This window comes from Acinetobacter sp. ANC 4973, assembly GCF_002135275.1.
In the GTDB taxonomy this organism is placed as follows: Bacteria; Pseudomonadota; Gammaproteobacteria; order Pseudomonadales; family Moraxellaceae; genus Acinetobacter; species Acinetobacter kyonggiensis.
In genome coordinates, this window is record NZ_NEGM01000006.1 from 61,848 (window position 1) to 85,599 (window position 23,752).

Consider the following 23,752-nt stretch of genomic DNA (forward strand, 5'->3'; position numbering starts at 1 on the left):
AAAAAAAAAGATTAGCCATTTAATTTCTGAAACCAGACCACATCTTTCATCGAATCACGCTGCTCAATCAATTCAAGAAAAGGTTTGAACTCATCAAGATAAGGTAAGATTTTGAAGGCAATGGCAAAAACCAGCCAGTAACCCACATATAAATCTACGGCTGAAATTTTTTCCCCAAGCAAATAAGGATTCGCCTGCTGCATCCCCTGTTTTAAAAAGGCAAATAAGGTTTCTTGATCACCAAATGCTAAGCCTCGTTTTTTCTGTTCAATTTGTTCATTCGATACTTCAAGGCTGCGCAAATCCATATATTCAGTCAAAGGACCATGACAAAAAAACATCCATTTCAAATATGCCCCGCGCTTTGGATCATCCAATGCGGGTGCCAAACCCTTTTCAATATATTTATCGGCCAGATAGGTAAATATTGCAGCCGTTTCAGAAATTACGATGCCTTGATCGACCAAACAAGGGACTTTCCCCATAGGATTAATTTTCAAATAATCTGCTTTATGCATATCTTCATAAGCAATTTGAATTTGATCAATTTGCTCTTCAATTCCCAGCTCTTTGAACAAAGGAAAAAGTGTCATGCCACGTGATTGTACATTGTTATATAACTTCATCATTATTATCATGCCTATATTGTTGTTTTAGAGTTTGAGTATAAAGAGCTAAAACAGTTTGTGCATTATTGTTATGTGATGTGTGTAATCGCTCACGATGCTTCTGCTTTTTTAAAGCATCGCGCAACATTTAGGATTTTAATGCTTAGCTTTTTAAAAAAAGCCCATATAAAACTGCTCTTTTAATATTTTTAAAATCAGTTCAATGACTTCATTTTTTTGCCCTTTACGATAACTTGCATGCAGGTCAATCATCGGCAACGGCTCAATAGTATTTTTTACCACAATTTTATCGCCTAAAAGCGGAATCACATAAGCGGGCACCAAGCTCCAACCCACTCCCATTCCCACTAAGTTGACATTCAATAAAATATTGGTCGATTGTTGTACCACATTTACATTCAGTTTGGACTGCTTAAAGAAATCCGTAATAATTTTATGCAGTTGTGGCGATGCAACTTCATCACTAATAATAAAATCTTGCTGATTAAAACTCTTAATACTGACATGGCGCTGCGCGGAAATTGCGGAGTCTTTGGGAACAATTAAAGCCAATGGCTCACTAAAAATTTGTACATGCTCAAGTTCACTCGACTCATCCACATAGCGCGTAAAAGCGATATCAATATCACCTTTCTTTAACGCTTTAAATTGATTTGCATCCGTCAAACTATGAAAATTAATTTTAATTTCAGGAAAATGCGCCCGAATATTCGGCATTATATAAGGGAAAATTTTCATTTCCGCCACGGGAACAAAACCAATATTCAGTTGGTCTTTGTTTAAATTGGCAATTTTCCGTGCATCTTGAATGGCTTTTTCAGCATGCTCTAAACTTAACAAGGCTTCTTTTAAAAATGCTTTACCTTCTTCAGTCAGTTCGACTTTGCGATTCGAGCGAATCAGCAATTGCACACCGACCTCTTGTTCAAGGTCTTTAATCTGCTGGCTTAAAGAAGGTTGTACCGTGCACATACGTTGTGCAGCTTTAGTAAAATTCAGCTCTTCTGCCACTGCAACGAAATAGCGTAAATGACGTAATTCCACGGCCGTACCTCTTTATTTGGGTTGTTTAAGTGTTGCTGAAACGGTGTATTTATAGACAAATAAGGTTGCCACAGTAATGACAGCACAGCATAGATAAGTCATTTGATAACCATAGTAGGCAATAATCAAACCAAGGACCACTGAACCCATCGCCATGCCTAAATCAAATAAGGTAAAGAAGGTCGAAATTGCATGGCCCATGCGCTGTTTAGGCACAGACTGTATAGCCACCGTTTGAAAACATGGAAATAATGAACCATAGCCAATACCAATAAATATAGCAGAGAGCCAAAGCATCCATTGATTGGAGATAAAGCTGACAATGACCAAACCAATCGCAAAGAAAATAAAGGACGGATAAATCACCGCACTTGCACCTTTACGGTCATAAATTTTGCCCACCCAAGGACGTACAATCATCATCGAAAGGGCAAAGACAATAAAAAATAAACTGGTATAGGCAAGCAGCTGTTGAGTTTCACTATATGCGGTAATAAAACTCATAATACTGGCGTAAGCAAATGCAGTGAGCAAAGCAACAAAACCGATAGGCACGACACGCATTTCAATAATGTCATGAAAACCCAGACGCTTTCCTACGCCTTGATCATCGCTTGAAGCCATCTGATTTTTGAATACAGGAACCATCAGGCAGAACATAAAGCCCAGACAAACCACACTGGCTAAAATTAAAAATAGGTTTTTAAAATCAGTAAATTGGATAACCGTTAATGCCAACAATGGCCCAAATACTACGGCAAGATTAGTCGACATAACGAAATATCCCATGCCTTCGCCCTTACGATGATCGGGAATAAAATCATTGGCAATAGGCACTGTAACCGTAGTCAAAACACTAAACCAAATACCATGAATAAAACGAATCACCAATAAAGCCCACAAACTATCGGCAAATAAATAGCTGAACGCAAAAAGTACAAATAAAAACGCTGAACCACGGAACGCTATTTTCTTTCCTAATTTTTCAACAATCAGTCCAGAAAATGGACGAACCGCAATCGAAGACACCAAAAATAAGGTCAATGCCAAACCCGCTTCTTTTACCGTTCCACCTAAATTTTTCATGATATAAATTGGCAAAATGGTCAGTAGCGCATAATAATAAGTAAATAAAAACAAATTATTAAAAAGGCACAAGATAAAAGAGCGATTCCATAAACGCTCAGTGGTTGTGGTAATCATAATGACCAACTTACTGCATAGCTATGGCGAGTTTTGAACAAGAATCGGTTGCATGACTAAACTGACCAGATGTTCAATATAGGTTTGATCAGGTATTCGATTAAAGAAAATAATTTGATAATGGATTGGGCCATAAAGCGTATCGAGCATCAGTTCAAAAGGATATTCCGCAATAATTTCATGCCGCTCAATGGCAACTTGAATCAACTTACGCATTTGCTCACGGCGTGGTAATAAATACTGTTTAAAGAATTCACCAGCCGCTTCACGATGTTCCGCCATCACCACCAATAAGGCTCGCCCCACAGGATGGTTTAATGCTTGTGATAACTTTAAAAGTTGCTGATTAAAATTAAATGCCAAACTTTGTTGAAAATCTAACTCAAATACAGGTGCAGTTTGTTCTTTAAACGCATCTAAGACTAAATCGGACTTATGCTTCCACCAGCGATAGATCGTAGATTTACCCACCCCTGCACGTGCAGCAATGTCTTCTACAGTTAAATGACTATAATCATATTCTTCTAATGCCTCAGACACTGCATTTAAAATACACTGCTTACGACGTGAAGTTTTTTCCGCTTCAGTCATTACACCACCCAAACAAAACGATACGTATCGTTTTATATTATGCTGATTTATGCTGCCTGTATAGCGTAAATCTTATTTTTGAATCAAAAAAAAGACCGCTTAGAAGCAGTCTGTTTATTCAATCGATAATGCTAAACATTATGAAGTTTTCTTATAAATACTACATGATGGATGATGACTTTCTTGTAAACGTGCCACTTTACGATGTTCGGCAGCCTCAAAACGGCAACGTTTCCAATCATTGTCTAAATTTAATGCAGGAATTTGTTGTGGCTTACCACTTTTATCGACCGCAACCATGGTGAAATAGCAACTATTGGTATGACGTACAGTACGCTTTTGAATGTTCTGCGCTTCTACACGAATCCCGATTTCCATTGAAGTCCGACCAACATGGTTTACGCTAGCAAGGAAAGTAACCAATTCACCAACATGGATCGGTTCTTTAAAATTCACTTTATCGACCGACAAAGTCACGACATAGCAACCTGAATAGCGGCTAGCACATGCATAAGCGACTTGATCCAACAATTTTAAAATTGTTCCACCATGAACATTACCTGAAAAGTTTGCCATATCAGGGGTCATTAATACTGACATGGTTAATTCAGCTTGGTCATCTAATGCTGGAGCAATTTGATCTAATGGGGACATCGCGTTCTCTAGACTCTTTAACAGACAATAGTATATGTAACTATTATTATATCGTTTTTCAAAGAAATTGAATGTCCCAATTGACAATAAAATCATCATTATTATTTATAGTTAAAAAAGTAGCATTCTAAGAAATACACTCAAAATCAACCTAAATCACTGTATATTATGTATTTTTCATATATCACTGATTTATAGAATAAATGCTCAAAAAGAATTATTACAAAAAATACCCACCGATGAATTGAAAATCTTCTCAGTTCATCCTCTTATGCTCTGCCTATTACGGATCAAGCATGAATGCAAATCCATTTGCACGTACTGTCTAATATATTAAATAACCAAGATGAAAATGAATAAACAAGATGAAGCAAATACTTATACTTTACGTAACATCTCTTGAGAAATATTTCCATAATTCAGCACATTTTGCGGATCTAACTGTGTTTCAATCCCATATGTGCCATCTGTATTTTCCGAAATCACGGTAAAAACCAGATGCTCCATGGCGGCCATTTTGACTTTATGACCTATGGTAATTTTTTCTATCTTTGGATTACTCTTATTCATTTAACCATCCTTATAGATACAGGTTTTTGTATCAAATTTATTGAGATGAAGTTTATTGACTTTCTCATAGAGGGTAAACTTAAATAGTTGAACAAAAAGTATTAATCTAAAAATTATATAAAATAAGACCTTTAGCTACTTAATTTATTTTCATGAAAAATATTAACTCATTAGTTTACTTTTACAATATCACCCACTCAAATAAAATTACTTTACGATCAAAAAATTTCACTCATCAGCTTAAAGAATAATAAAAACAAAACTAACTAAAAAAACTCATTTTAAACTTGCTGAATCTACCTGCATCATTGCAGTCATCAGTTTACTTAATCATGTACACTGAATTGCTGAAGCTTCTGCCCTTGTAGCATCTGTTTTTGATTAAAGACCGTTGAAATTTGCTGTAATTGATTTTGTGCTGCATCAATACCCGCTTGTATGGTCATTTCACGACCTTTGACATCAAAAATATGTCCCTTCTCTCTTAAATCAGGCTGAATCACGATATTTGCATGTTTAAGCTCTTCTCTGGCTAAGTGGTTCTGCATAATATTAATATTTTGATTAAACATTCCCCAAACATTGCTGGTTTCGGTATGCATCGGTTGAGCTAAAATATCGACTGCAATAATAATATCTGCGCCTAAATCACGAGCAACATCGACAGGTACAGGACTGACTAAGCCCCCATCGACATATTCATCTTCACCAATTTTTGTGGGAACAAACATACTTGGGATAGACACTGACGCACGTACAGCTTGCCCAGTGTTACCATAATTAAATACCACTTTTTTGCCTTCTTTTAATTCTGTCGCCACCACATACATTGGCGTTTTAAGCAATTCTAAAGGCGTATTATTCACTTGTTGATTGACATAATTTTCAACTTTTTTGCCATCAAAAAAACCTTTCATGTCCAGTTTGATATCACGTACATCATTGGCTTTCATATTCAGCGCAATGTCACGCAATTCATCGGCTGTTTTACCACTTGCATAAATTGAACCGACAATACTTCCTGCACTCGTACCCACAATAAAGTCCGGTCGAATACCTTGTTGTTCCAAGACTTTAATCACACCGATATGGGCATAGCCGCGTGCACCACCACTGCCGAGTACCAAAGCCACGATGGGACGACTTTGTTGTTGCTTTATTTTTTTAAAATTGATCCGATCTGCACGAACTTGAGCCTCAACACTCGGTGATTCAGATAGGCCTGTAGAGCCCACAGTAATCTTGGACTGCGGCATCGTTTGGCAGCCCACAACACTAAATACTGCGAAAGCAATAAAACCATATTTGATCTTGATCATGAATCACCTAATGATAAATAAGCTTAGCTTTTAAAAGTTGTATAGTGTAGAAACGATCCATTTTTTACACTGTAGTATTTCGTTAAACTGTCATCTAAAATGATTAATCTGTATAAGACCAACCCAAGTAAATCCGCCCATCTCTCCTCTTTATTATCGCACTATTTTCCTGACTTTGTTTAACTTCACTCGCCTTTCACTGCGCAGCCCTGCTGTACATTTTCTCAAGTTTTACTCAATACGCTTAAAGCCTAAATATTCTAGAATACAGCACTGATTGAGTTAGCTTTGCGTAATAGCAGCATTGCCAAAAAAAAAGAAAAGCCTGAAAAACAGGCTTTTCATAGCAATATTAAGGCTTATGCAAAAAACTTAAGAATAAGCTGAATCACTGTCGCATTAATTAAATCGACAAAGAATGCACCACATAATGGAACAATCAAGAAAGCTTTATGCGATGGGCCGTACATATTGGTAATGGCCTGCATATTGGCTACGGCAGTCGGTGTTGCTCCCATACCAAAACCACAATGTCCCGCAGCAAGTACTGCAGCATCATAGTCTTTACCCATCACACGGAAAGTTACAAATGCCGCATAAAGCGCCATCGTCAAGGTTTGCGCACCTAAGATAATGACCAATGGGCCAGCCAAATCGCTCAATAACCATAACTTCAATGAAAGTAATGCCATTGCCAAATAAAGTGATAATGATGCATTACCAAATACGTCAATTGCGCGGTCAAAGATCTCTACTTTGAAAATTCCTTCTAGAAAATTCCGTAGAATCACCCCACCAGCCAACGTCCAAACAAAGGTCGGAAGTTCAAACCAAGTGCCTTTACTAAAGCCCGTCATAAATTCAGCAAATGCTAAACACGCTGCGAACATACCCAAAGTAGTAATCGCATTATCAGCCGTAATTAAACGAACCTGATGCGGATATTCAAATTGAGTAAACTCAGTCGAGTCGGTATCAGCATTGAGGGTTGAATCACGATCAGCAATTTGTTTATTGGTACGAGAGATAGCCAGTTGATGACGATTAATCAACATTTTAGCTAAAGGACCACCAATAATACCGCCAATAATTAGACCAAAAGTCGCACTTGCCATACCCAAAGCTAATGCACCCTGAATACCATGCTGTACTTCTAAAATCTCACCCCAAGCACCAGCTGTACCATGACCGCCCGTGAGTGTAATTGAACCCGCAATCAGACCAATTAAAGGATCAATACCCAATAAAGTCGCCAAGCCAATACCAACAAAATTTTGTACCACAATAAACGAGGCAACACAGACGAGGAAAATAACCAGTCCGATACCGCCTTCTTTTAACTTAGCAAAGTTTGCACTTAAACCAATAGAAGCAAAGAAAATAAGCATAAAACTGGTTTGTAATGCACTACTGGTCGAGATACTCAAACCCCAAATATTGTGTACAAACAATGAAACAATCGCGGCAACTAAACCACCTGCAACTGGCTCTGGGATATTATAGCGCTTTAAAAAATCAATTTTATTGACAAGAAAACGTCCTAATAAAAGAACGATTACCGCTGCAATCAGCGTATAAAAGGCATTAAAAGTAAATTCCATCATTATTGTCCATAAAATAGTTGGATTCTTTTTGTTCTATAGCCTTATTAGCGCTTGAAAGAAATGAAACTTCAAGCATCATTTGGTAAATACCCAACCACAATGAAAGCTATACAACAAAAAGGTATAAGAACAAAAATTCATTTTTGATGAAACTACAGGACAGCGAGATGATTTTTTCCATCATGATGGAAAATCATAAAAAAAGACAATGCGAGTTACTACGTTCTAGCGATCAAAACAAAAGTATCATTTCATTTGATGCCAACTAACCGACTGACTCATGAGAGATTATCTCATCTAAAGCTTCTAGTCCTGGTCATGCTAATTCACGCAGGGTATGCGAAAATAAACATACATCACCCACAATAATAAAGATATTACAGTAAGTAATGTTCAAAAAAGAGGATACATTATGCAGATTTAGTTATTAATGTCTTTAGTTTTTTACAATTTTATCAATTACTGTAAATTATTGTTTTTTATATAAGGTTCAAATTTGAATATTTTTTAATAAACCATCATTAATACTTTCGAAAATTAAATAAAAAAGAGGCGAATTAATCGCCTCTTTTGCTCTGTCTAACTTTTAAATTATTAGAAGCTATATTTAGCCATCAAGCCTACACGGTTATCTTTGAATGACTGTCCAGCAAATGTATCACGCTTACCATTGATGTATTCAACACCTAAGTCAATTGGCGCAACAGGTGTATAGATAAAGTTAACCCATGCTTGTTGAACTTTTTCATTACCCGCAGTGTTGAGCGTTGCATAATCAGTATCATCATCAGCAAAAATTGCACCATATGCTAAAGTCGAACGGAAATTCGGCGAGAATTTGTATGTTGCACCGACTTGCACAGCATTAAATTCATTTTGTTCAATGCTGTTATTCGTTGTATTCACAGCATAAGCTGAATTAGCACCGTATAAATAGTTGCTATTACCAACAACATGAGAAATATCAGCGGATACTTTCAATGGCGCAGATACTTGATAATTAACACCTGCTGCAACACCCCAGCCAGTTTCATTATCATCAGCAACAGCCGATTTATAATTTTCAACCAATGCACGAGCTGAAGCAGAACCTTTGCCTTCGGCAAAACCTTGCGTTAACTTAGCAGTCAATGTAGGCAAACGGTATTTCACATCAGCTGCTGTACCAGTAATACGGTCAGAACCTGTTGCACTTGCTAAAGTTGCTAAGCTATTACCTTTCTCAGCAGAAATAAATAATTGTGTTGCAGGCGCTAATTTAACACCATAACGAACCAAAGGAACACGTGCTGTACCACCACCAAGGTTGGTATTAAAATCAATCATTTCAGGCGCATGATTCGACAGGAAGTTCGATGTTGTTTGACCAAATAACCAATCGTTATAGGTTAAATAAGCATGACGGATACGTAAATTTTCAGCAGCGCTGGCAAAGTCAACTTCAACTTTACCACCCACTTTTGCATCACCAACAGGTGTATTGAAATCTAAACCGATACGTGTGGTTTTAGCCGTTGCACGTAATTTATCATTTACTAATGGAGCACCAGTAGAACCAGATTTATGTACTGCATTAAAGTCGTCATCCGCGCCTTCAATAATGTAGTTAGCATCGCCACGGACAAAACCATAAAGGTTTACATTCGCGCCTGCTTTAGATTTAAAACCTGTAAGTGGCGATTCAGCTTTTACTGCTACTGCTGCAATTTGTACAGGCTGCGCTTTTACTTGTTCAATTTGAGTTTGTTGCTGCTGCTGAACTTGATGTTGTTGTTGAATTAAAGATTTTAATGCATCAACTTCTTTACGTAGTTGTTGAATTTGTTCTTGCTCAGCTTTACCAGCATGTGCTGTGCTTACCATTACAGCAGTCACGGCTAATGCTAGGCTTTTAGCCATAAATTTACGGTTGAGTAAGCGACTCATTCTAATCTCCAATTTAAATATCTCGCATCCGTGCATAAACAACCCTGAAAAACTCAACAAATGAATGAAAAAATATAGATTCATTTTTGTAAAAAGCTTCAAAAATCATTGCATTTTCTGCTATTAGTACAGTGAAAAAAGCTTAAAATATTATAAAAGTGCAACATATGTAAACCATATGTAACTATCAATCTATCAAGTTCTCTGCTTTATTAATATCAGTTTTGTCAAACAACGATTGAAAAACTATCTTATTTGTTTAGGTTTATTTAAAAATAATGAATATATTCTTAAGCTTAGCTATTATTCACACAAAGTATTGCGTACAAATATTCGACTAATGTATATAGTAAAGTTCAGCTAAAAAACTGCTTTAAAAAAGGAATTTTCATGAATTTGCAACAAGTTCACCATGTCGATGATGCCATTACCTCACGCCACTCCGTTCGTGCTTTTCTCAATAAAACGGTTGACGCTCAAATCATCAAAGATATTTTGAGCGTAGCCAGTCGCGCACCGTCAGGAACCAACACACAACCTTGGAAAATCTATGTCGTGACTGGGAAAAAACGTGATGAAATGGTAGAGCGTGTTTGTAAAGCACAAATCGAGCTATTTACACAACCTGAACTTGCCAGCCAATATCAAGAAACCTTTGCTTATTACCCAGAAAATTGGATTTCACCCTTCATTGACCGCCGCCGTGAAAATGGCTGGGGCTTGTATGGTTTATTAAACATCCAAAAAGGTGAAAAAGAAAAAATGGCGCGCCAACAACTGCGCAATTACCAATTGTTCGATGCACCCGTTGCCTTGTATTTTACCGTCAACAAAGCCATGGGCATTGGTTCTAAAATGGATATTGCCATGATGATTCAAAATGTCATGATTGCAGCAAAAGCACGTGGTCTCGATACCTGCCCTCAAGCAGCATGGAATCATTTTCATCCAATTGTACTGGATGTACTGGGTGCACCTGAAGATGAAGAATTGGTTTGTACCATTGCTTTAGGTTATGCCAATACAGATGATATTGTGAATACTTTTATTACCCCACGTATTGCCGTTGAAGAATTTACTGTTTTCTTAGATCAATAATTCAATTCATGCCAATAAAAAAGAGACCCTAATTGAAGGTCTCTTTTTTTATTTTAGATTAGCGATGAGGGCTTTGATGCTGTACAGGTGGCGTTAATTTCGTAATGGCAACCAGTGTAATGACAACAAAAATCAACATTAAGATCCCCATATTCAAAAGTGCATTCCAAACCAGAAAATTCAAAATCACCCCACCAAGTAAACCACAGGCAAATTGCATACTGCCCATAATAGCACTGGCTGTTCCTGCTCGCGCACCTTGCTCAGACATGGCTAAAGCCATAGCATTCGGCCCAGTAAAACCGATGCCTGAAACAGCCAAAAACATGCCGATAAAAACAATCCACAGAGGACTATGACTGAATAAACCCACAATAAATAAAATAGATGCACCGAACAGCTGTAGCATACCGCCCATTTTCAAACGATTCAGTACTGAAAACTTATAGGCAAGTTTTTTATTGAGGGTCGATAACAACATAATACCAAAAGCATTTAGACCAAAAGCATAAGCGAATTGTTGTTGATTTAAACCATAGTCATCCATGAGTACTGAAGCTGATGAACTGATATAGCAAAATAAAATGCCACCAGAAAAACAACCCGCCAACATGGGCCAACGGAAACTCTCATCTTTTAAAATCACTGCATATAAATTTAGAATTTGGTTGATATTTAACTTTAAACGACGTTCAGGCGCTAAACTTTCTTTAAAGAAAAAATGTACGCACAAGAGACAGACGACACCCATCAAAGTCAAAAATACAAAAACGGCATGCCAAGAAAAAAACTTAAGCACCATCGCCCCCAAACTGGGTGCAATAATTGGGGCAATCCCCATCACAATCATCATACTGGCAAAAGCTTGTGCAGAAGCATGCATATCTAAACGGTCACGAATCGCAGCGCGAGCAATCACCACCCCAACGCAACCACCAACCGCCTGTAAAATACGTGCTGCAATTAAACTCCATTCATTGGTCGCAAAAATACATAACATGCTTGCCACAATATAAAGGATTAAACCAAAATACAGTGGTGCTTTACGTCCAATTCGATCACTCAATGGCCCATAAACCAATTGTCCCAATGCTAAACCTAAAAAATATGCAGGTAAGGTATTGGCAACCATTTGTGTACTTACGCCAAAATCTTGTGCCATTTGAGGCAACGCGGGCAAGTACATATCTATAGAAAGTGGACCTAAGGATGTCAATAGTGCCAACAGCATTATCCATGCTGTGGAATATTGTGGAGCAGACTGTTGTACAGACATATGGATATTTAATTTTTAAATGATAGCTTTGAAGACAAGCTTACACTGTACATAGTATTATTTCTAAAAATTGAGAGTGAAAAATCACATAATTTTACTTCATGATGCATAGATCACTTTGTGGTAAGGACATAATTTGAAATCTTGGCTCACGCGTATTAAACAAGCGACCTACAACACTACCTTTATGTATAACCTGCGTATGGTCATTGCATTTGCAGGGACTGCTTTTGTTCCTTATTTTATGGGACATCAGATTGCCACCATTCCATTGACTTTAGGGGTGGTTGCTGCGGGTCTAAGTGATATTGATGACCGCTTTTCAGTTCGCATCATGAACCTAATTTATACCTATATTGGTTTTTTTATTACTGCTACATCTGTTTATTTCCTATTTCCTTACCCAATTTTATTTGCTTTAGGCTTAATTGTTTCCTGTATTGGTTGGATCTTACTTGGCTCGCTGGGTCGTCGTTACGCCACCATTTCCTATGGCTGTTTAGTCATTTCCGTGTACTCAATGCTAGGTGTTGGACTATTTGACCATTGGTATATCCAACCTTTACTCTTAGTGATTGGTGCAGCGTGGTATGGCGTGATTTCAACCATTAGCTTTTTATTGTTTCCCGTTCGCCAAGTACAAGACAAGTTGTCGCAGTGTTATTCATCCTTAGGGGATTTTCTCTTTGCAAAATCGAACCTGTTTGATGTCGATATGACACCCCACAGCTATCAGCAAAGTATGATTGAATTATCTTTAGAAAATGGCAAATTAGTCGGTATTTTTAATGAAATGAAAACCGCACTGCTGACCCGTTTAAAAGGTGACCGCGGACAAAAAGATACCCGTCGTAGCTTACAGTATTATTTTGTTGCCCAAGATATTCATGAACGTGCTGACTCAGCCCATATTGATTACCAAAAACTGGGCAAAATTTTTGAACACAGTGATATTTTATTTCGCTTCCAACGGATTTTATTTATTCAAGCCAAAGCCTGTAAAGATTTAAGCCACAGCATTTTGCATCGTGAAACCTATCAGCACAATAAACGCTTTAAACATGCTTTTGCCAATTTAAAACTGTCTTTAGAAAAGTTACGTACAGAACAACAGTATGATCAAGTCTGGGTCAACGCCCTATTTTCGCTCTATCAAAATTTAAAGGCGATTGATGCTCAACTGCGTAATGTAGAAACTGAACGTCATATTAAATTTGATAGAACCAAACATATTGAAAACCAACTCAAAGATGATGACCTAAAAGGCTGGGATGACATTGTTATCCGAATCAAACAGCAGTTAACCCCTGAATCCGTTCTGTTTAGACATGCCATACGTGTCTCTATTGTCTTACTGATTGGTTATATTTTTGTCCAAGTGAGCAATATTGAATATGGTTATTGGGTTTTACTGACTGCTCTTTTTGTCAGCCAACCCAATTTTAATGCCACCAAGCGTCGCTTACGTTTACGTATTGTCGGTACTTTGGTGGGGATTATTTTAGGCTATGCCATTTTATACTTTATCCCCTCCATTGAAGGACAATTATTGCTGCTGATTTTAAGTGGCGTACTATTCTTTGAATTACGCAGCAAACAATATGCACAAGCCACTGCTTTTATTACGATTCTTGCAATGATTAACTTCAATCTTGACGGTGTAGGTTTTGCAGCAGCAGTACCTCGGATGATTGATACATTAATTGGCTGTGCATTGGCATGGTTTGGGGTCAGTTTTATTTTCCCCGACTGGAAATTTCGTCGTCTATCGCGCACCATTAATCGCTCCCTGACCGCACAGTGTAATTACTTAGCGGAAGTTGCAGAGCAATACAAACATGGACGTAATAATGGCTTGAAATATCGCGTGATCCGTCGTACTGCACATAATAATGATGCAGAAGTCGCATCACTCATTTCAACCTTAGCCACAGAACCCGATTTTGATCCCACGCAAAAAGCCTTAGCTTTTGAATTTTTATGCTTGAATCATACCCTATTAAGTTATATTGCAGCTTTAGGCGCGCATCGTGAGAAAATAGAAGATCAAGAAGTGTTAACGCTTTTAGATCTCGCTTTAAAAAATATCCAAGGATCTTTACTCAAAGATGAAGCCCCTGATCTTAATGCACAAAATATGTTGGATACGATTCGCCAACGCTTAAGCTCAAATAATAAAGATGATCAAAAAGCGCTAATTGTGTTACAACAATTATCTTTAATGTTGAGCATCCTGAATCAACTCAGCCGTTTAAAGCAAAGTTTGAGTCATGACCGTGATGATAAAGCCACCGAATTAGCCTCATTATAAATAGGATGATTTTGGAACAATATACTCACTGAATTGCTATAAATAATGCTAAACTTTTTACAGTTCTAAATTTGTTATTTTCATTATGACCGCGAAAAATTTATACGCTTATACCCTTCAGCCTGTGAACTATGAAATTTCAGAGGCTGAACAACGTCAAGCTCAACTTGCTATTTGGCGTAGTACCAACAAAATCAGCACTAAATCATGGATTATCATGGCTGTCGTCGCTGTATTATCCATTGTGGGTATTATCTTATTAAAAAACTATTCGACTATTTTTTGTTGGGTCGCACTGGTCGGTGTTATTGCTTACTTATTGATTCGTAAATTCGGTTTAGAATGGTACGTTAAACGTAAAATGAATGAGTTTCCAGTTCAGGAAATCAAAGGTATCCGCTTAGGCGTGCAACCGCACGGTCTGATTATGCGCCAAAAAATGGGTGCACAAGAAGGTGTCGGTGCAATTGGCTGGAAAGATATTTATGAATGGTATAACACGCCAGAATTTTTGTTGATTAACTTCAAAGTGAAAGGTCAACAAGGTGCTTATATTCTGCCAAAACGTATGGATTCAAGAAACTTTTCATTCAATACCATTCGTAAGCATTTAACTGAAACTGTTGGCGAAGCCAAACAAGTTTAAGACCTGCTGTAAGGCAAATTTTTTGCATAAAAAACCTCCAAAATATTGGGGGTTTTTTTAATACCATAAGCATAAGTGAGAATGAGAATATATATCGCTCTCAAAATCCATAGTATCTACTAAATGTTCAGTTATAATTGGCGCTACTACTGTTTACCACTCATATCATTTTCCAGCTATGTTAAAAAAAATCTTTTTTCAGATCCACTGGTTTCTCGGGATTACTGCCGGCTTGATTCTCTCTATTATGGGTGTCACAGGTGCTATTTACTCATACGAACAACCGATTCAAAAATGGCTCAATCCAGATAGTTATACCGTAGCAGCTGAAAATCGAGATAAATTAACACCCGCAGAGCTGTATCAGCACTTCTATAATACTGATTCAACAATAAAAATTAATAGCATTACTACTGCCAAAGACCCAACTGCCTCTTCTAGCATTAATATTGTCAAAGAAGGTGCGCGTAAGGGTTATAACATGATGATCAATCCCTACACTGCCGAAGTTTTGCCTGAAATTAAAGGTCGAGATTTCTTCCAATTTGTCCAACAGTTGCATCGTAATTTAACCGTCGGCCCTGTCGGAAAACAAATTACTGGCGCATGTACCCTTATCCTGATTATCTTTGTTTTGAGTGGCTTATATCTACGTTGGCCTAAAAAGCACTCTTTAAAACAATGGTTCATGATTAAACCACAGCTCAAAGGTCGTAATTTTCTTTGGGATTTACATGCTGTTGTGGGTACGTGGGTGGTGATTTTTTACTTAATACTTGCCTGTACTGGACTATATTGGTCTTATGACTGGTGGCGTAATGGCATGTATAAAGTATTGGGGGTTGAGTCTCCTCAAGCAGAAATGCAAGAAGGCAAAGGCAATCGTCAAAATGCAGAAGGTCAACGAACAAAAAGTGCGGGTGAACAACGCAATAAAAATCAAGCTGTGCGTGGTGAAGCTGATTCAAAACATAAAGATGCGAAAAAAGAACTCTCAGCAGCGCAAATTAATCTGGCTTTAACCCAAACTTGGACAGGCTTTAATGCACAAGTCGGTCGTGACTATTCCACCCTGACGATCAATTTACCGAAAAAACCCGATGGCAAAATCGAGTTAAACTTTGTTGATGTCGTTCCACAACATGAACGTGCACGTAACAAAGCCACATTTAATTATCAAACTTCAGCCATTGAAAAAATGGATCTCTATGAAGATCAAAAATTAAATGAAAAAATCATGAGCAGCATGTTGCCTGTGCATCGCGGCAGTTTCTTTGGTCCTGTATACCAATTCTTAGCCATGCTTGCTGCGTTGGTCATGCCATTGTTCTTTGTGACAGGTTGGATGCTTTATCTCAAACGTCGTAAACAAAAGAAACTGACCCAACAGGCTCGCCTTGCTGCAACCGCAGTCACGCTCGATCCAAATGCAAAACCTTGGCTCATTGCTTATGCAACACAAACGGGTACTTCAGAACAATTAGCATGGCGTACTGCAACCAGCTTACAAGAGGCTCGTCAATCTGTAACAGTCAAAGCATTACAACATCTAAGCGTAGACGATTTAAAAAATACTGAACAAGTTCTGTTTGTGGTCAGTACCTATGGTACGGGTGAAGCACCCGATTTAGCATCAAGTTTTGTGAAAAAAATACTTCCAATACCAGTTGATTTAAGCCATCTCAACTATGCTGTTTTAGCCTTAGGCTCTCAAGAATACCCTGAAACCTTCTGTAGTTTCGGGCACGCTATTGATGACTGGTTAAAACAAAATGGTGCGAAGCAATTATTTGCCACCATTGAAGTGAATAATGCCAATCATCAGCAGATCCAAGCATGGAATACAGCTTTAGCAAAAGTGACTCAACTTGAATTACAAGCCATGAATATTGAAAAAACATTCGATTCATGGACATTAACTCAACGTGATGTACTCAATCCTGACAGCCTAGGTGCAGCAGCATTTAATATTGAACTGAAACCAACGCATGAAGTACATTGGCAAGCAGGTGATATTGCCGAAGTTCAACCTGGTAATAGTGCTGAGCGTATTGCCCACTTTATGCAAAAATACCATATTGCTGCACATAGCCCAGTTGAATCACTGAGCATCAAGATTGAACAAGCATTATGGAACAAAGATTTAACCACTGAAGTTGAACCTTTTGCCAATTTAGAACACTTGCTTGAGCAATTACAAACTCTACCTTCGCGTGAATATTCTATTGCCAGTATTCCATCGCAGCAGGTATTGCGTTTGGTGGTTCGCCAACAAGCAGATGCTCAAGGTCAACTCGGCTTAGGCTCTGGCTGGTTAACTCAACATGCCGCATTAAAGAGTGAAATTGCACTGCGTATTCGCACCAACGACTCATTCCACCTGATTGATGATAACCGCCCTATCATTTGTATTGGTAACGGTACAGGTTTGGCGGGCTTAATGAGCTTATTACATGCACGTACACGTCAAGACTACACCCAAAACTGGTTAATCTTTGGTGAACGTCAACGCGAGCACGACTTCTTCTATCAAAGCACTATTGAAGCATGGCAAACGACAGGTATGCTACAACGCCTTGATTTGGCTTTTTCTCGTGATCAAGAAGCCAAAGTGTATGTACATCACAAACTTCGTGAACACGCACAAGAACTTCAAGCATGGGTCAACAATGGTGCTGCAATTTATGTTTGCGGTAGTATTCAGGGTATGGCCAGCGATGTAGATCAAGCCCTGATTACTATTCTGGGTGAAGCAATGGTTGATCAGCTTCGCCAAGAAGGTCGTTACCGTCGTGATGTCTACTAATTCAAGAAAAGACCATTTAAGCAGATAAAAAAACCGAGCCTAAGTCGCTCGGTTTTTTTAATCAAGACTAGAAAAATATCTCACTTCAGTTAGACTGCAAAAGATCTCATTTACACAAAAACCATCTTTATGTTTGAAAAAATAAAAAGAATTTTTAGTTTGATCTTCGGCTGCATTTTGTTCTGCGACGGTTTATTTTTAATTTGGCAAAATAAAATTCATCTGGGGACTTTATTACCCCTATTGCTTGGTTTTTTATTACTAACCTATGCCATTTTTTATCGTACCATTCAGCGCTTTTTAACGCAAAAAGTACAACTTAAAGCACTCTATCAATGGGGCTGGGGTGGTTTTTTACTTTGGCTCATCAGTGTAGCTGTATTTTTCTCTTATATTCACCAGCATACCCAACAGCAAAATACGGAGCAAACCGTACACGCCATTATTATTTTAGGCAGTGGTATCCAAAATGGTCAACCCTCTCCAACTTTAGCTAAACGCTTAGATAAAGGGGCTGAACTTGCACAACAACAGACGAAAGCCATTCTTATTGTCACCGGTGGCATTGGTTATACTGAAAAAGAGTCTGAAGCTGAAATTATGGCAAAATATTTATATCAGCAGTATAACATTCCGCTACAACGTATTTATTTGGAAGATAAAAGTACCAGTACTGAATTAAATTTATTGAACTCAAAGACAATTTTAAAGGATCAGAAAATTCCACTCTCTGCGCCAATTGCCATTGTGACCAGTGACTTTCATACATTGCGAGCAGCAGCTATTGCCAAAAAACTAGGCTATCAAAATATCATCATGAGCAGTGCAGAAACGCCCTTAAACACGCGTTATAACGCATGGTTAAGGGAGTACTTTGCTTTTATCAGTGGTTGGGTCTTACAAGAGTATTAAATTAATTTAAACGGATATTACGCGGCAAAGGAAGTTTCGTATCCTTGAATAATTCTGGTTTTTGCATATAGATCTGATAAAGATACTTTTTCAGATCTAAGAGCAATTTCTCGGGTGCAACCAATACATTTTGCCCTTCAGGAGTTAAATCCATAGATATGCAGGTATTTTCTTGACGCAAAAAAGGAATTACTTTTTCAATAAAATCTTTGAGTGAAATTTCCTGAATTTGATACCTTTGCCAGTTATCTTTGATCAATAACTTTGCCAAGCTTTTATGCTGCCATACTGCGAAAGCACGCTGACCTGTTGGAGTTGCACATAAAGCCCATCCATCGTCAAATAAAGCACTCAATGAACCTTGGGCAACAATCGTTTCAATAAATTGTTTATAAATATCTTGTGCATTATAACTTTTATTCTGATTTTTCGACGCAGCTTTGCGTTGATATTGATTTCTCATAGTTTTTCAATATTTAAAATTATTATAGGCTTGAGATTCTATGAAAAAAACAGAATTTGAGCAAGGAGAATATATGGTGGGCGCTGACGGGATCGAACCGCCGACATTCTGCTTGTAAGGCAGACGCTCTACCAACTGAGCTAAGCGCCCTGAAGAAAAAATTCAAGAATTGAATTTTTGATGCAAGACCAACGCTGTGCGTAATCTATGCTAATGTCACACATTTTTCAAAATCAGGATGTTTGAAAAATGGCGCAGCGGACGGGACTCGAACCCGCGACCCTCGGCGTGACAGGCCGATATTCTAACCAACTGAACTACCGCTGCATTGTAAACTTATCACTAAGTTTTATATCCGAAGATATGGTGGGCGCTGACGGGATCGAACCGCCGACATTCTGCTTGTAAGGCAGACGCTCTACCAACTGAGCTAAGCGCCCTTAAAGGGTCTAACATTTCGATTTTAAGATGGCGCAGCGGACGGGACTCGAACCCGCGACCCTCGGCGTGACAGGCCGATATTCTAACCAACTGAACTACCGCTGCATCACAAAAAATGGTGGGCGCTGACGGGATCGAACCGCCGACATTCTGCTTGTAAGGCAGACGCTCTACCAACTGAGCTAAGCGCCCTTAAAAGGTCTATCATGTAAATGGCGCAGCGGACGGGACTCGAACCCGCGACCCTCGGCGTGACAGGCCGATATTCTAACCAACTGAACTACCGCTGCACTTACATAATATCGCTATTAAAGTACAAACAATTTATTAAGAACTAAAGTGGCGCAGCGGACGGGACTCGAACCCGCGACCCTCGGCGTGACAGGCCGATATTCTAACCAACTGAACTACCGCTGCACTTTAAGTACCTAACGTAAAGACTTGGTGGGCGCTGACGGGATCGAACCGCCGACATTCTGCTTGTAAGGCAGACGCTCTACCAACTGAGCTAAGCGCCCTTTACGACTTCATCGTTTGTGTGGTGCATTATAGAGAATCTATGCAGCCTGTCAAACGCTTTTCTGCCTGTTTTGAGTTTTTTATGTTTGAGTGATTAAAAAATAGGTGATTCGCTATAAAAACAAACAATTTCTGCAACTTATTTAGGATTTTACTAAAAAACAGCTAAATTCATCGCCTAATTTTTACTCAACAAATATTCAGATTTTTGAATAAACAGTAAATCATTTTATTCTGAGATGCAGTTTTATCTATTTATACTGATTTCCAAGTCCACTAAATTTAATTTATGTTCGGAAATAAAAACTAAAGCCTCTTCAGCAATCAGATCAAATAATTCAATCACATCCTGATTACGCATACGAATACAGCCATGCGACATGGGAATGCCCATCGGTTCGCTGTCTGGCGTACCGTGTATATAAATATAGCGTTTAAAAGTGTCGCATCCCTCACCTTGATTAAAATTATCTTCTAAGCCTCTTAACCAAAGAATACGAGATAAAATCCAATCCCGTTCAGGAAATTCTGCCGCTAGAGCTTCATCATAAACTTCACCCGTTTCTTGTCTGGCAATAAAGACTGCATTTTGAGGCGCTGTTTGACCAAATTTAAGCGCAATCTTATGCCAACCTCTGGGTGTCTTCCCTGTATTTTCTTGCTCACCTATGCCATTTTGACCTGAAGAAATCAGATAACATTTATTATGCTTCGGTAAAGTTAAGGTTTGCTCTGCTAAATCAATCCAGACATCTGCGTGTGCTAAAGAATATGACATGATATGTATTACTCAGGCTCTTTAATCTGTGGTTTTTTAATCTGTACAGTCAAAGGTTCAGGACGTAGCCACAACCAAATTGCTACGCTTAACATAATCAAGTCTGTAAACACTTTGACCAACACAGGCGCGTTGGTCAATAACATCAGCATAGCGCTGATCAACATCATGATACTGGCGAACCATTTCGCTTTGCGCGGCACAGTCCCGCTTTCACGCCATGCTCTTAAGGTTTGACCATACTTAGGATGATTGAGTAACCATTCATCCATTTGTGGCCAGCCTTTTGACGCGGCCCAAGCTGCTAAAATAAGAAATACTGTTGTTGGCATACCCGGTAAAAGCGCTCCGATAAAGCCTAGAATGACAAAAATCATCACTAAACTCCGCCAAAACAACATTTTCATAGCACTGCCCTATACAACTAATTGCGGTAGTATAAAGTGTTTTTATCTGTGATCCGTTGTAATTCTGCACTTTTTAATTTAGCGCTGGGTGTTTCTATGTTTGCTTTAAATCAAGCTTCTGATCTTCATGAACCTTGGCTTCAATTTAAAAATCTATTGGTTAGGCAGTTGGCATTTTGCGTATGCAGTCCAAATACTTTAAGTTCTATTCCTCCTGAATTGGAGCTAAAACATACCTTTGAATTGCATAACACTGAAACATGGGCAACGCATTTTCAACATTATCACGCCAGATTGCTTCATTTAGATCAACATCCTCAAGAATTAGAAGCCTTTTTACAACAGCTAAAAAGTACCCGTTTAGGTCTACGTTTTGAAATGTTTATCTGGTTTTGGTTACTCGATCACAGCTATCACCCCTATGAGTTGCTGGGTCATAGTATTCAAAAAATTGCAGGGCCTAAAACTTTAGGTGAACTCGACTTTCTATTGCGCAATACAGAAAGCAATAAAATTGAACACTGGGAAGTGGCTTTAAAATATTATTTGGCGGAACGGGATTTTTCTCTCGCTTATTGGTACGGCTTAAATCGTAGTGACACATTGCTACGAAAATTAAATCACTTTAGCCAGAAACAATTTCAATTTGAAGATGCACTTGAATATCAGATTGAACAACGCTTTGTGGTCTTAAAAGGTCAACTTTATCTTCCTATTGAACATTCACAAAACCCCATTCCAACTTGGGTGAATTCACAACGGCGCTTAGGCTGTTGGGGAAGTGTGATTCCTGCTCAAGACTCCGCATTTTATCGCTTACAACGTCAGGAATGGATTTGCCCACAAGCGGATTTAAGTAGTAAAACTGCACATTGGTGGATCAATGGTCTATATCAACAACAAGATCAATCTCATATCTATATGTTTAGAAACGCAGCGCTACTTTCTCAAAATTTTAAAAGATAACCTGATAAAAGAGATATTTGAATTGATTAACATTTGAAGAATGAATTGTATTGTCACAATGACTTTAAAATCTCTCTAACGCATAACAATTGGTTACTTTTCTACCATCAAAAACTCATATTGTTTACATTGAGCATTAATTAACCTAAAACTACATCAAAATAATGATTCACACTTGGAGATGATGATGAAAAAAATTCTTGCTGCGTCCCTCATTATGGCTTTTGTTTTAACCGGTTGTAATACGTTTAAAGGCTTTGGTAAAGACGTTTCAAAAGCTGGCGATGCAGTCACCAATACGGCTGAAAAAACGCAAGACAAAATGTAAAGTGATTGATCTCAAAAAAACCTTATGTCTAGATAAGGTTTTTTTATATTTAAAACGCCCCTTACCTTATCCACATGATTCCCCTATTATACTGGGCACATTTTCGATTGATTTAACCGGTATGAACCACTCAGAAACTCTAGAGCTTAGTTTACAGTTATTACGTCAACCTTCTGTGACGCCAGTCGATCATAGTTGCCAAAACATTATGGCAGACCGTTTAGAAAAAATTGGTTTCAATATTGAATCAATGCGTTTTGAAGATGTCGATAATCTATGGGCGCGTAAAGGAACTCAAGCTCCAGTTTTATGTTTTGCAGGACATACCGATGTTGTTCCAACAGGCAGTTTAGATGACTGGAACTCTGATCCATTTATACCAGAAATTCGCGATGGTAAACTTTATGGTCGTGGTAGTGCCGATATGAAGACTGCACTTGCAGCCATGGTGGTTGCATCTGAACGCTTTATCGCAAAACACCCAAATCATAAAGGCTCTATTGCCTTTTTGATTACTTCTGATGAAGAAGGCCCTTCAATTAACGGTACAGTGAAAGTCGTTGAAGCCTTAGAAGCACGCAATGAAAAAATGACGTGGTGTTTGGTCGGTGAACCATCAAGTACCAATCAATTGGGTGATATTGTTAAAAATGGTCGTCGTGGTTCACTCAATGCCAAGCTTACAGTCAAAGGCAAACAGGGTCATGTTGCTTACCCTCACCTTGCTATCAACCCTATTCACACTGTCTCTAAAGCATTAGCTGAACTATGCGATACCGTTTGGGACAATGGCAATGAATATTTCCCTGCCACGTCTTTCCAAATCTCAAATATTCACTCTGGTACAGGTGCAACCAATGTTGTACCAGGAACCATGAATACCTTATTTAACTTCCGCTACTCTACTGAAGTGACCGCAGAAGAACTTAAAGCACGTACTTTAGAAATTCTTGATCGCCACAATGTAAATTATGATATTGAATGGACATTATCGGGTTTACCGTTCCTTACCCCAGTCGGTGAACTGGTCAATGCTGCTCAAAATGCCATTCGTAATGTCACTGGAATTGAAACAGAACTTTCGACCAGTGGCGGTACTTCAGATGGTCGCTTTATTGCACCTACAGGTGCACAAGTGCTTGAGCTTGGTGTCTTAAATGCCAGCATCCATCAAATTGATGAACATGTAAATGTTGCTGACTTAGAACCACTTGCTGAAATTTATGAACAAATATTAGAAGGTTTATTGGCGAACTAAAAT

General features: G+C 38.4%; 21 protein-coding genes and 8 tRNA genes. 8 read left to right on the top strand and 21 right to left on the bottom strand.

The window, feature by feature from the left end:
- Positions 1-11: 11 nt before the first annotated feature.
- The 9 genes from B9T30_RS09500 to B9T30_RS09540 form a co-directional block, all read right to left on the bottom strand.
- On the bottom strand, positions 12-626 hold the full coding sequence (locus B9T30_RS09500) for a glutathione S-transferase family protein (RefSeq protein ID WP_086184770.1): 615 nt from the start codon (positions 624-626) through the stop codon (positions 12-14).
- Between the two features lie 153 nt (positions 627-779).
- Positions 780-1,673, bottom strand: a complete 894-nt coding sequence (locus tag B9T30_RS09505) for a LysR substrate-binding domain-containing protein (RefSeq protein ID WP_086184771.1) — start codon at positions 1,671-1,673, stop codon at positions 780-782.
- Positions 1,674-1,685: 12 nt separating this feature from the next.
- Positions 1,686-2,873: an MFS transporter gene (locus tag B9T30_RS09510; protein ID WP_171264154.1), complete on the bottom strand. Its 1,188-nt coding sequence runs from the start codon at positions 2,871-2,873 to the stop codon at positions 1,686-1,688.
- Positions 2,874-2,897: 24 nt separating this feature from the next.
- Positions 2,898-3,467 (bottom strand): TetR/AcrR family transcriptional regulator, encoded by a 570-nt coding sequence (locus B9T30_RS09515; RefSeq protein WP_086184773.1) that lies wholly within the window; start codon positions 3,465-3,467, stop codon positions 2,898-2,900.
- 138 nt (positions 3,468-3,605) lie between these two features.
- On the bottom strand, positions 3,606-4,121 hold the full coding sequence (locus B9T30_RS09520) for an acyl-CoA thioesterase (protein WP_074944010.1): 516 nt from the start codon (positions 4,119-4,121) through the stop codon (positions 3,606-3,608).
- A 378-nt stretch (positions 4,122-4,499) separates the two neighbouring features.
- Positions 4,500-4,691 carry a hypothetical protein gene (locus B9T30_RS09525; RefSeq protein WP_086184774.1) on the bottom strand — a complete coding sequence of 64 codons (192 nt, stop codon included), beginning with the start codon at positions 4,689-4,691 and terminating at the stop codon, positions 4,500-4,502.
- Positions 4,692-5,017: 326 nt separating this feature from the next.
- A complete protein-coding gene (locus B9T30_RS09530; protein WP_086184775.1) occupies positions 5,018-6,010 on the bottom strand; it encodes a patatin-like phospholipase family protein in 993 nt (330 codons plus the stop codon).
- Between the two features lie 359 nt (positions 6,011-6,369).
- Entirely contained in the window at positions 6,370-7,611 is a 1,242-nt protein-coding gene (gene gltS, locus B9T30_RS09535; protein WP_086184776.1) for a sodium/glutamate symporter, read from the bottom strand.
- 597 nt (positions 7,612-8,208) lie between these two features.
- Positions 8,209-9,540 (bottom strand): DcaP family trimeric outer membrane transporter, encoded by a 1,332-nt coding sequence (locus B9T30_RS09540; RefSeq protein ID WP_086184777.1) that lies wholly within the window; start codon positions 9,538-9,540, stop codon positions 8,209-8,211.
- 390 nt (positions 9,541-9,930) lie between these two features.
- Here B9T30_RS09540 and B9T30_RS09545 point away from each other — a divergent pair, with 390 nt between their 5' ends.
- Complete coding sequence (locus B9T30_RS09545) at positions 9,931-10,638, top strand: nitroreductase (protein ID WP_086184778.1); 708 nt, start codon at positions 9,931-9,933, stop codon at positions 10,636-10,638.
- Positions 10,639-10,696: 58 nt separating this feature from the next.
- On the opposite strand, the gene B9T30_RS09550 is transcribed toward B9T30_RS09545, so the two are convergent.
- Positions 10,697-11,914: a multidrug effflux MFS transporter gene (locus B9T30_RS09550; protein ID WP_086184779.1), complete on the bottom strand. Its 1,218-nt coding sequence runs from the start codon at positions 11,912-11,914 to the stop codon at positions 10,697-10,699.
- 136 nt (positions 11,915-12,050) lie between these two features.
- Here B9T30_RS09550 and yccS point away from each other — a divergent pair, with 136 nt between their 5' ends.
- The 4 genes from yccS to B9T30_RS09570 all read left to right on the top strand — a co-directional run bounded on the left by yccS (position 12,051) and on the right by B9T30_RS09570 (position 18,589).
- On the top strand, positions 12,051-14,225 hold the full coding sequence (yccS, locus tag B9T30_RS09555; RefSeq protein ID WP_086184780.1) for a YccS family putative transporter: 2,175 nt from the start codon (positions 12,051-12,053) through the stop codon (positions 14,223-14,225).
- An 85-nt stretch (positions 14,226-14,310) separates the two neighbouring features.
- Positions 14,311-14,871: a YcxB family protein gene (locus tag B9T30_RS09560; protein ID WP_086184781.1), complete on the top strand. Its 561-nt coding sequence runs from the start codon at positions 14,311-14,313 to the stop codon at positions 14,869-14,871.
- 178 nt (positions 14,872-15,049) lie between these two features.
- Entirely contained in the window at positions 15,050-17,677 is a 2,628-nt protein-coding gene (locus B9T30_RS09565; RefSeq protein ID WP_086184782.1) for a PepSY domain-containing protein, read from the top strand.
- Positions 17,678-17,806: 129 nt separating this feature from the next.
- Positions 17,807-18,589, top strand: a complete 783-nt coding sequence (locus tag B9T30_RS09570; protein ID WP_086184783.1) for a YdcF family protein — start codon at positions 17,807-17,809, stop codon at positions 18,587-18,589.
- A 1-nt stretch (position 18,590) separates the two neighbouring features.
- Here B9T30_RS09570 and B9T30_RS09575 read toward each other — a convergent pair whose 3' ends face one another.
- The 11 genes from B9T30_RS09575 to B9T30_RS09625 all read right to left on the bottom strand — a co-directional run bounded on the left by B9T30_RS09575 (position 18,591) and on the right by B9T30_RS09625 (position 21,197).
- On the bottom strand, positions 18,591-19,052 hold the full coding sequence (locus tag B9T30_RS09575; RefSeq protein ID WP_086165502.1) for a DUF2750 domain-containing protein: 462 nt from the start codon (positions 19,050-19,052) through the stop codon (positions 18,591-18,593).
- Between the two features lie 74 nt (positions 19,053-19,126).
- A tRNA-Val gene (locus B9T30_RS09580) sits at positions 19,127-19,202 on the bottom strand.
- A gap of 100 nt (positions 19,203-19,302) precedes the next feature.
- Positions 19,303-19,379 (bottom strand) — tRNA-Asp (locus tag B9T30_RS09585).
- A 37-nt stretch (positions 19,380-19,416) separates the two neighbouring features.
- Positions 19,417-19,492: transfer RNA gene (locus B9T30_RS09590), tRNA-Val, on the bottom strand.
- Positions 19,493-19,521: 29 nt separating this feature from the next.
- A tRNA-Asp gene (locus tag B9T30_RS09595) sits at positions 19,522-19,598 on the bottom strand.
- A gap of 11 nt (positions 19,599-19,609) precedes the next feature.
- Positions 19,610-19,685: transfer RNA gene (locus tag B9T30_RS09600), tRNA-Val, on the bottom strand.
- 21 nt (positions 19,686-19,706) lie between these two features.
- Positions 19,707-19,783 (bottom strand) — tRNA-Asp (locus B9T30_RS09605).
- 50 nt (positions 19,784-19,833) lie between these two features.
- Positions 19,834-19,910, bottom strand: a tRNA-Asp gene (locus B9T30_RS09610).
- Between the two features lie 25 nt (positions 19,911-19,935).
- Positions 19,936-20,011: transfer RNA gene (locus B9T30_RS09615), tRNA-Val, on the bottom strand.
- Positions 20,012-20,259: 248 nt separating this feature from the next.
- The gene (gene elsL, locus B9T30_RS09620; protein ID WP_086184784.1) at positions 20,260-20,790 is read right to left on the bottom strand and encodes a cell wall-recycling L,D-carboxypeptidase ElsL; all 531 of its coding nucleotides are present in this window, start codon (positions 20,788-20,790) and stop codon (positions 20,260-20,262) included.
- A gap of 8 nt (positions 20,791-20,798) precedes the next feature.
- Complete coding sequence (locus B9T30_RS09625; protein ID WP_086184785.1) at positions 20,799-21,197, bottom strand: YbaN family protein; 399 nt, start codon at positions 21,195-21,197, stop codon at positions 20,799-20,801.
- Positions 21,198-21,293: 96 nt separating this feature from the next.
- Here B9T30_RS09625 and B9T30_RS09630 point away from each other — a divergent pair, with 96 nt between their 5' ends.
- The 3 genes from B9T30_RS09630 (at position 21,294) to dapE (ending at position 23,749) form a co-directional block, all read left to right on the top strand.
- Positions 21,294-22,163: a DUF1853 family protein gene (locus tag B9T30_RS09630; protein ID WP_086184876.1), complete on the top strand. Its 870-nt coding sequence runs from the start codon at positions 21,294-21,296 to the stop codon at positions 22,161-22,163.
- 184 nt (positions 22,164-22,347) lie between these two features.
- Positions 22,348-22,491 (top strand): entericidin A/B family lipoprotein, encoded by a 144-nt coding sequence (locus B9T30_RS09635; protein WP_086165505.1) that lies wholly within the window; start codon positions 22,348-22,350, stop codon positions 22,489-22,491.
- 121 nt (positions 22,492-22,612) lie between these two features.
- Positions 22,613-23,749 (top strand): succinyl-diaminopimelate desuccinylase, encoded by a 1,137-nt coding sequence (dapE, locus tag B9T30_RS09640; protein WP_086184877.1) that lies wholly within the window; start codon positions 22,613-22,615, stop codon positions 23,747-23,749.
- Positions 23,750-23,752: the final 3 nt, after the last annotated feature.

What these genes read in the sequence shown, in the direction of transcription:
- elsL (WP_086184784.1), bottom strand. Translation starts at nt 20,790, where the DNA reads ATGTCATATTCTTTAGCACACGCAGATGTCTGGATTGATTTAGCAGAG.
- B9T30_RS09560 (WP_086184781.1), top strand. Translation starts at nt 14,311, where the DNA reads ATGACCGCGAAAAATTTATACGCTTATACCCTTCAGCCTGTGAACTAT.
- gltS (WP_086184776.1), bottom strand. Translation starts at nt 7,611, where the DNA reads ATGGAATTTACTTTTAATGCCTTTTATACGCTGATTGCAGCGGTAATC.
- B9T30_RS09515 (WP_086184773.1), bottom strand. Translation starts at nt 3,467, where the DNA reads ATGACTGAAGCGGAAAAAACTTCACGTCGTAAGCAGTGTATTTTAAAT.
- B9T30_RS09575 (WP_086165502.1), bottom strand. Translation starts at nt 19,052, where the DNA reads ATGAGAAATCAATATCAACGCAAAGCTGCGTCGAAAAATCAGAATAAA.
- B9T30_RS09565 (WP_086184782.1), top strand. Translation starts at nt 15,050, where the DNA reads ATGTTAAAAAAAATCTTTTTTCAGATCCACTGGTTTCTCGGGATTACT.
- B9T30_RS09550 (WP_086184779.1), bottom strand. Translation starts at nt 11,914, where the DNA reads ATGTCTGTACAACAGTCTGCTCCACAATATTCCACAGCATGGATAATG.
- B9T30_RS09570 (WP_086184783.1), top strand. Translation starts at nt 17,807, where the DNA reads ATGTTTGAAAAAATAAAAAGAATTTTTAGTTTGATCTTCGGCTGCATT.
- B9T30_RS09630 (WP_086184876.1), top strand. Translation starts at nt 21,294, where the DNA reads ATGTTTGCTTTAAATCAAGCTTCTGATCTTCATGAACCTTGGCTTCAA.
- B9T30_RS09520 (WP_074944010.1), bottom strand. Translation starts at nt 4,121, where the DNA reads ATGTCCCCATTAGATCAAATTGCTCCAGCATTAGATGACCAAGCTGAA.
- B9T30_RS09625 (WP_086184785.1), bottom strand. Translation starts at nt 21,197, where the DNA reads ATGAAAATGTTGTTTTGGCGGAGTTTAGTGATGATTTTTGTCATTCTA.
- B9T30_RS09635 (WP_086165505.1), top strand. Translation starts at nt 22,348, where the DNA reads ATGATGAAAAAAATTCTTGCTGCGTCCCTCATTATGGCTTTTGTTTTA.
- B9T30_RS09525 (WP_086184774.1), bottom strand. Translation starts at nt 4,691, where the DNA reads ATGAATAAGAGTAATCCAAAGATAGAAAAAATTACCATAGGTCATAAA.
- B9T30_RS09530 (WP_086184775.1), bottom strand. Translation starts at nt 6,010, where the DNA reads ATGATCAAGATCAAATATGGTTTTATTGCTTTCGCAGTATTTAGTGTT.
- B9T30_RS09500 (WP_086184770.1), bottom strand. Translation starts at nt 626, where the DNA reads ATGAAGTTATATAACAATGTACAATCACGTGGCATGACACTTTTTCCT.
- B9T30_RS09540 (WP_086184777.1), bottom strand. Translation starts at nt 9,540, where the DNA reads ATGAGTCGCTTACTCAACCGTAAATTTATGGCTAAAAGCCTAGCATTA.
- dapE (WP_086184877.1), top strand. Translation starts at nt 22,613, where the DNA reads ATGAACCACTCAGAAACTCTAGAGCTTAGTTTACAGTTATTACGTCAA.
- B9T30_RS09545 (WP_086184778.1), top strand. Translation starts at nt 9,931, where the DNA reads ATGAATTTGCAACAAGTTCACCATGTCGATGATGCCATTACCTCACGC.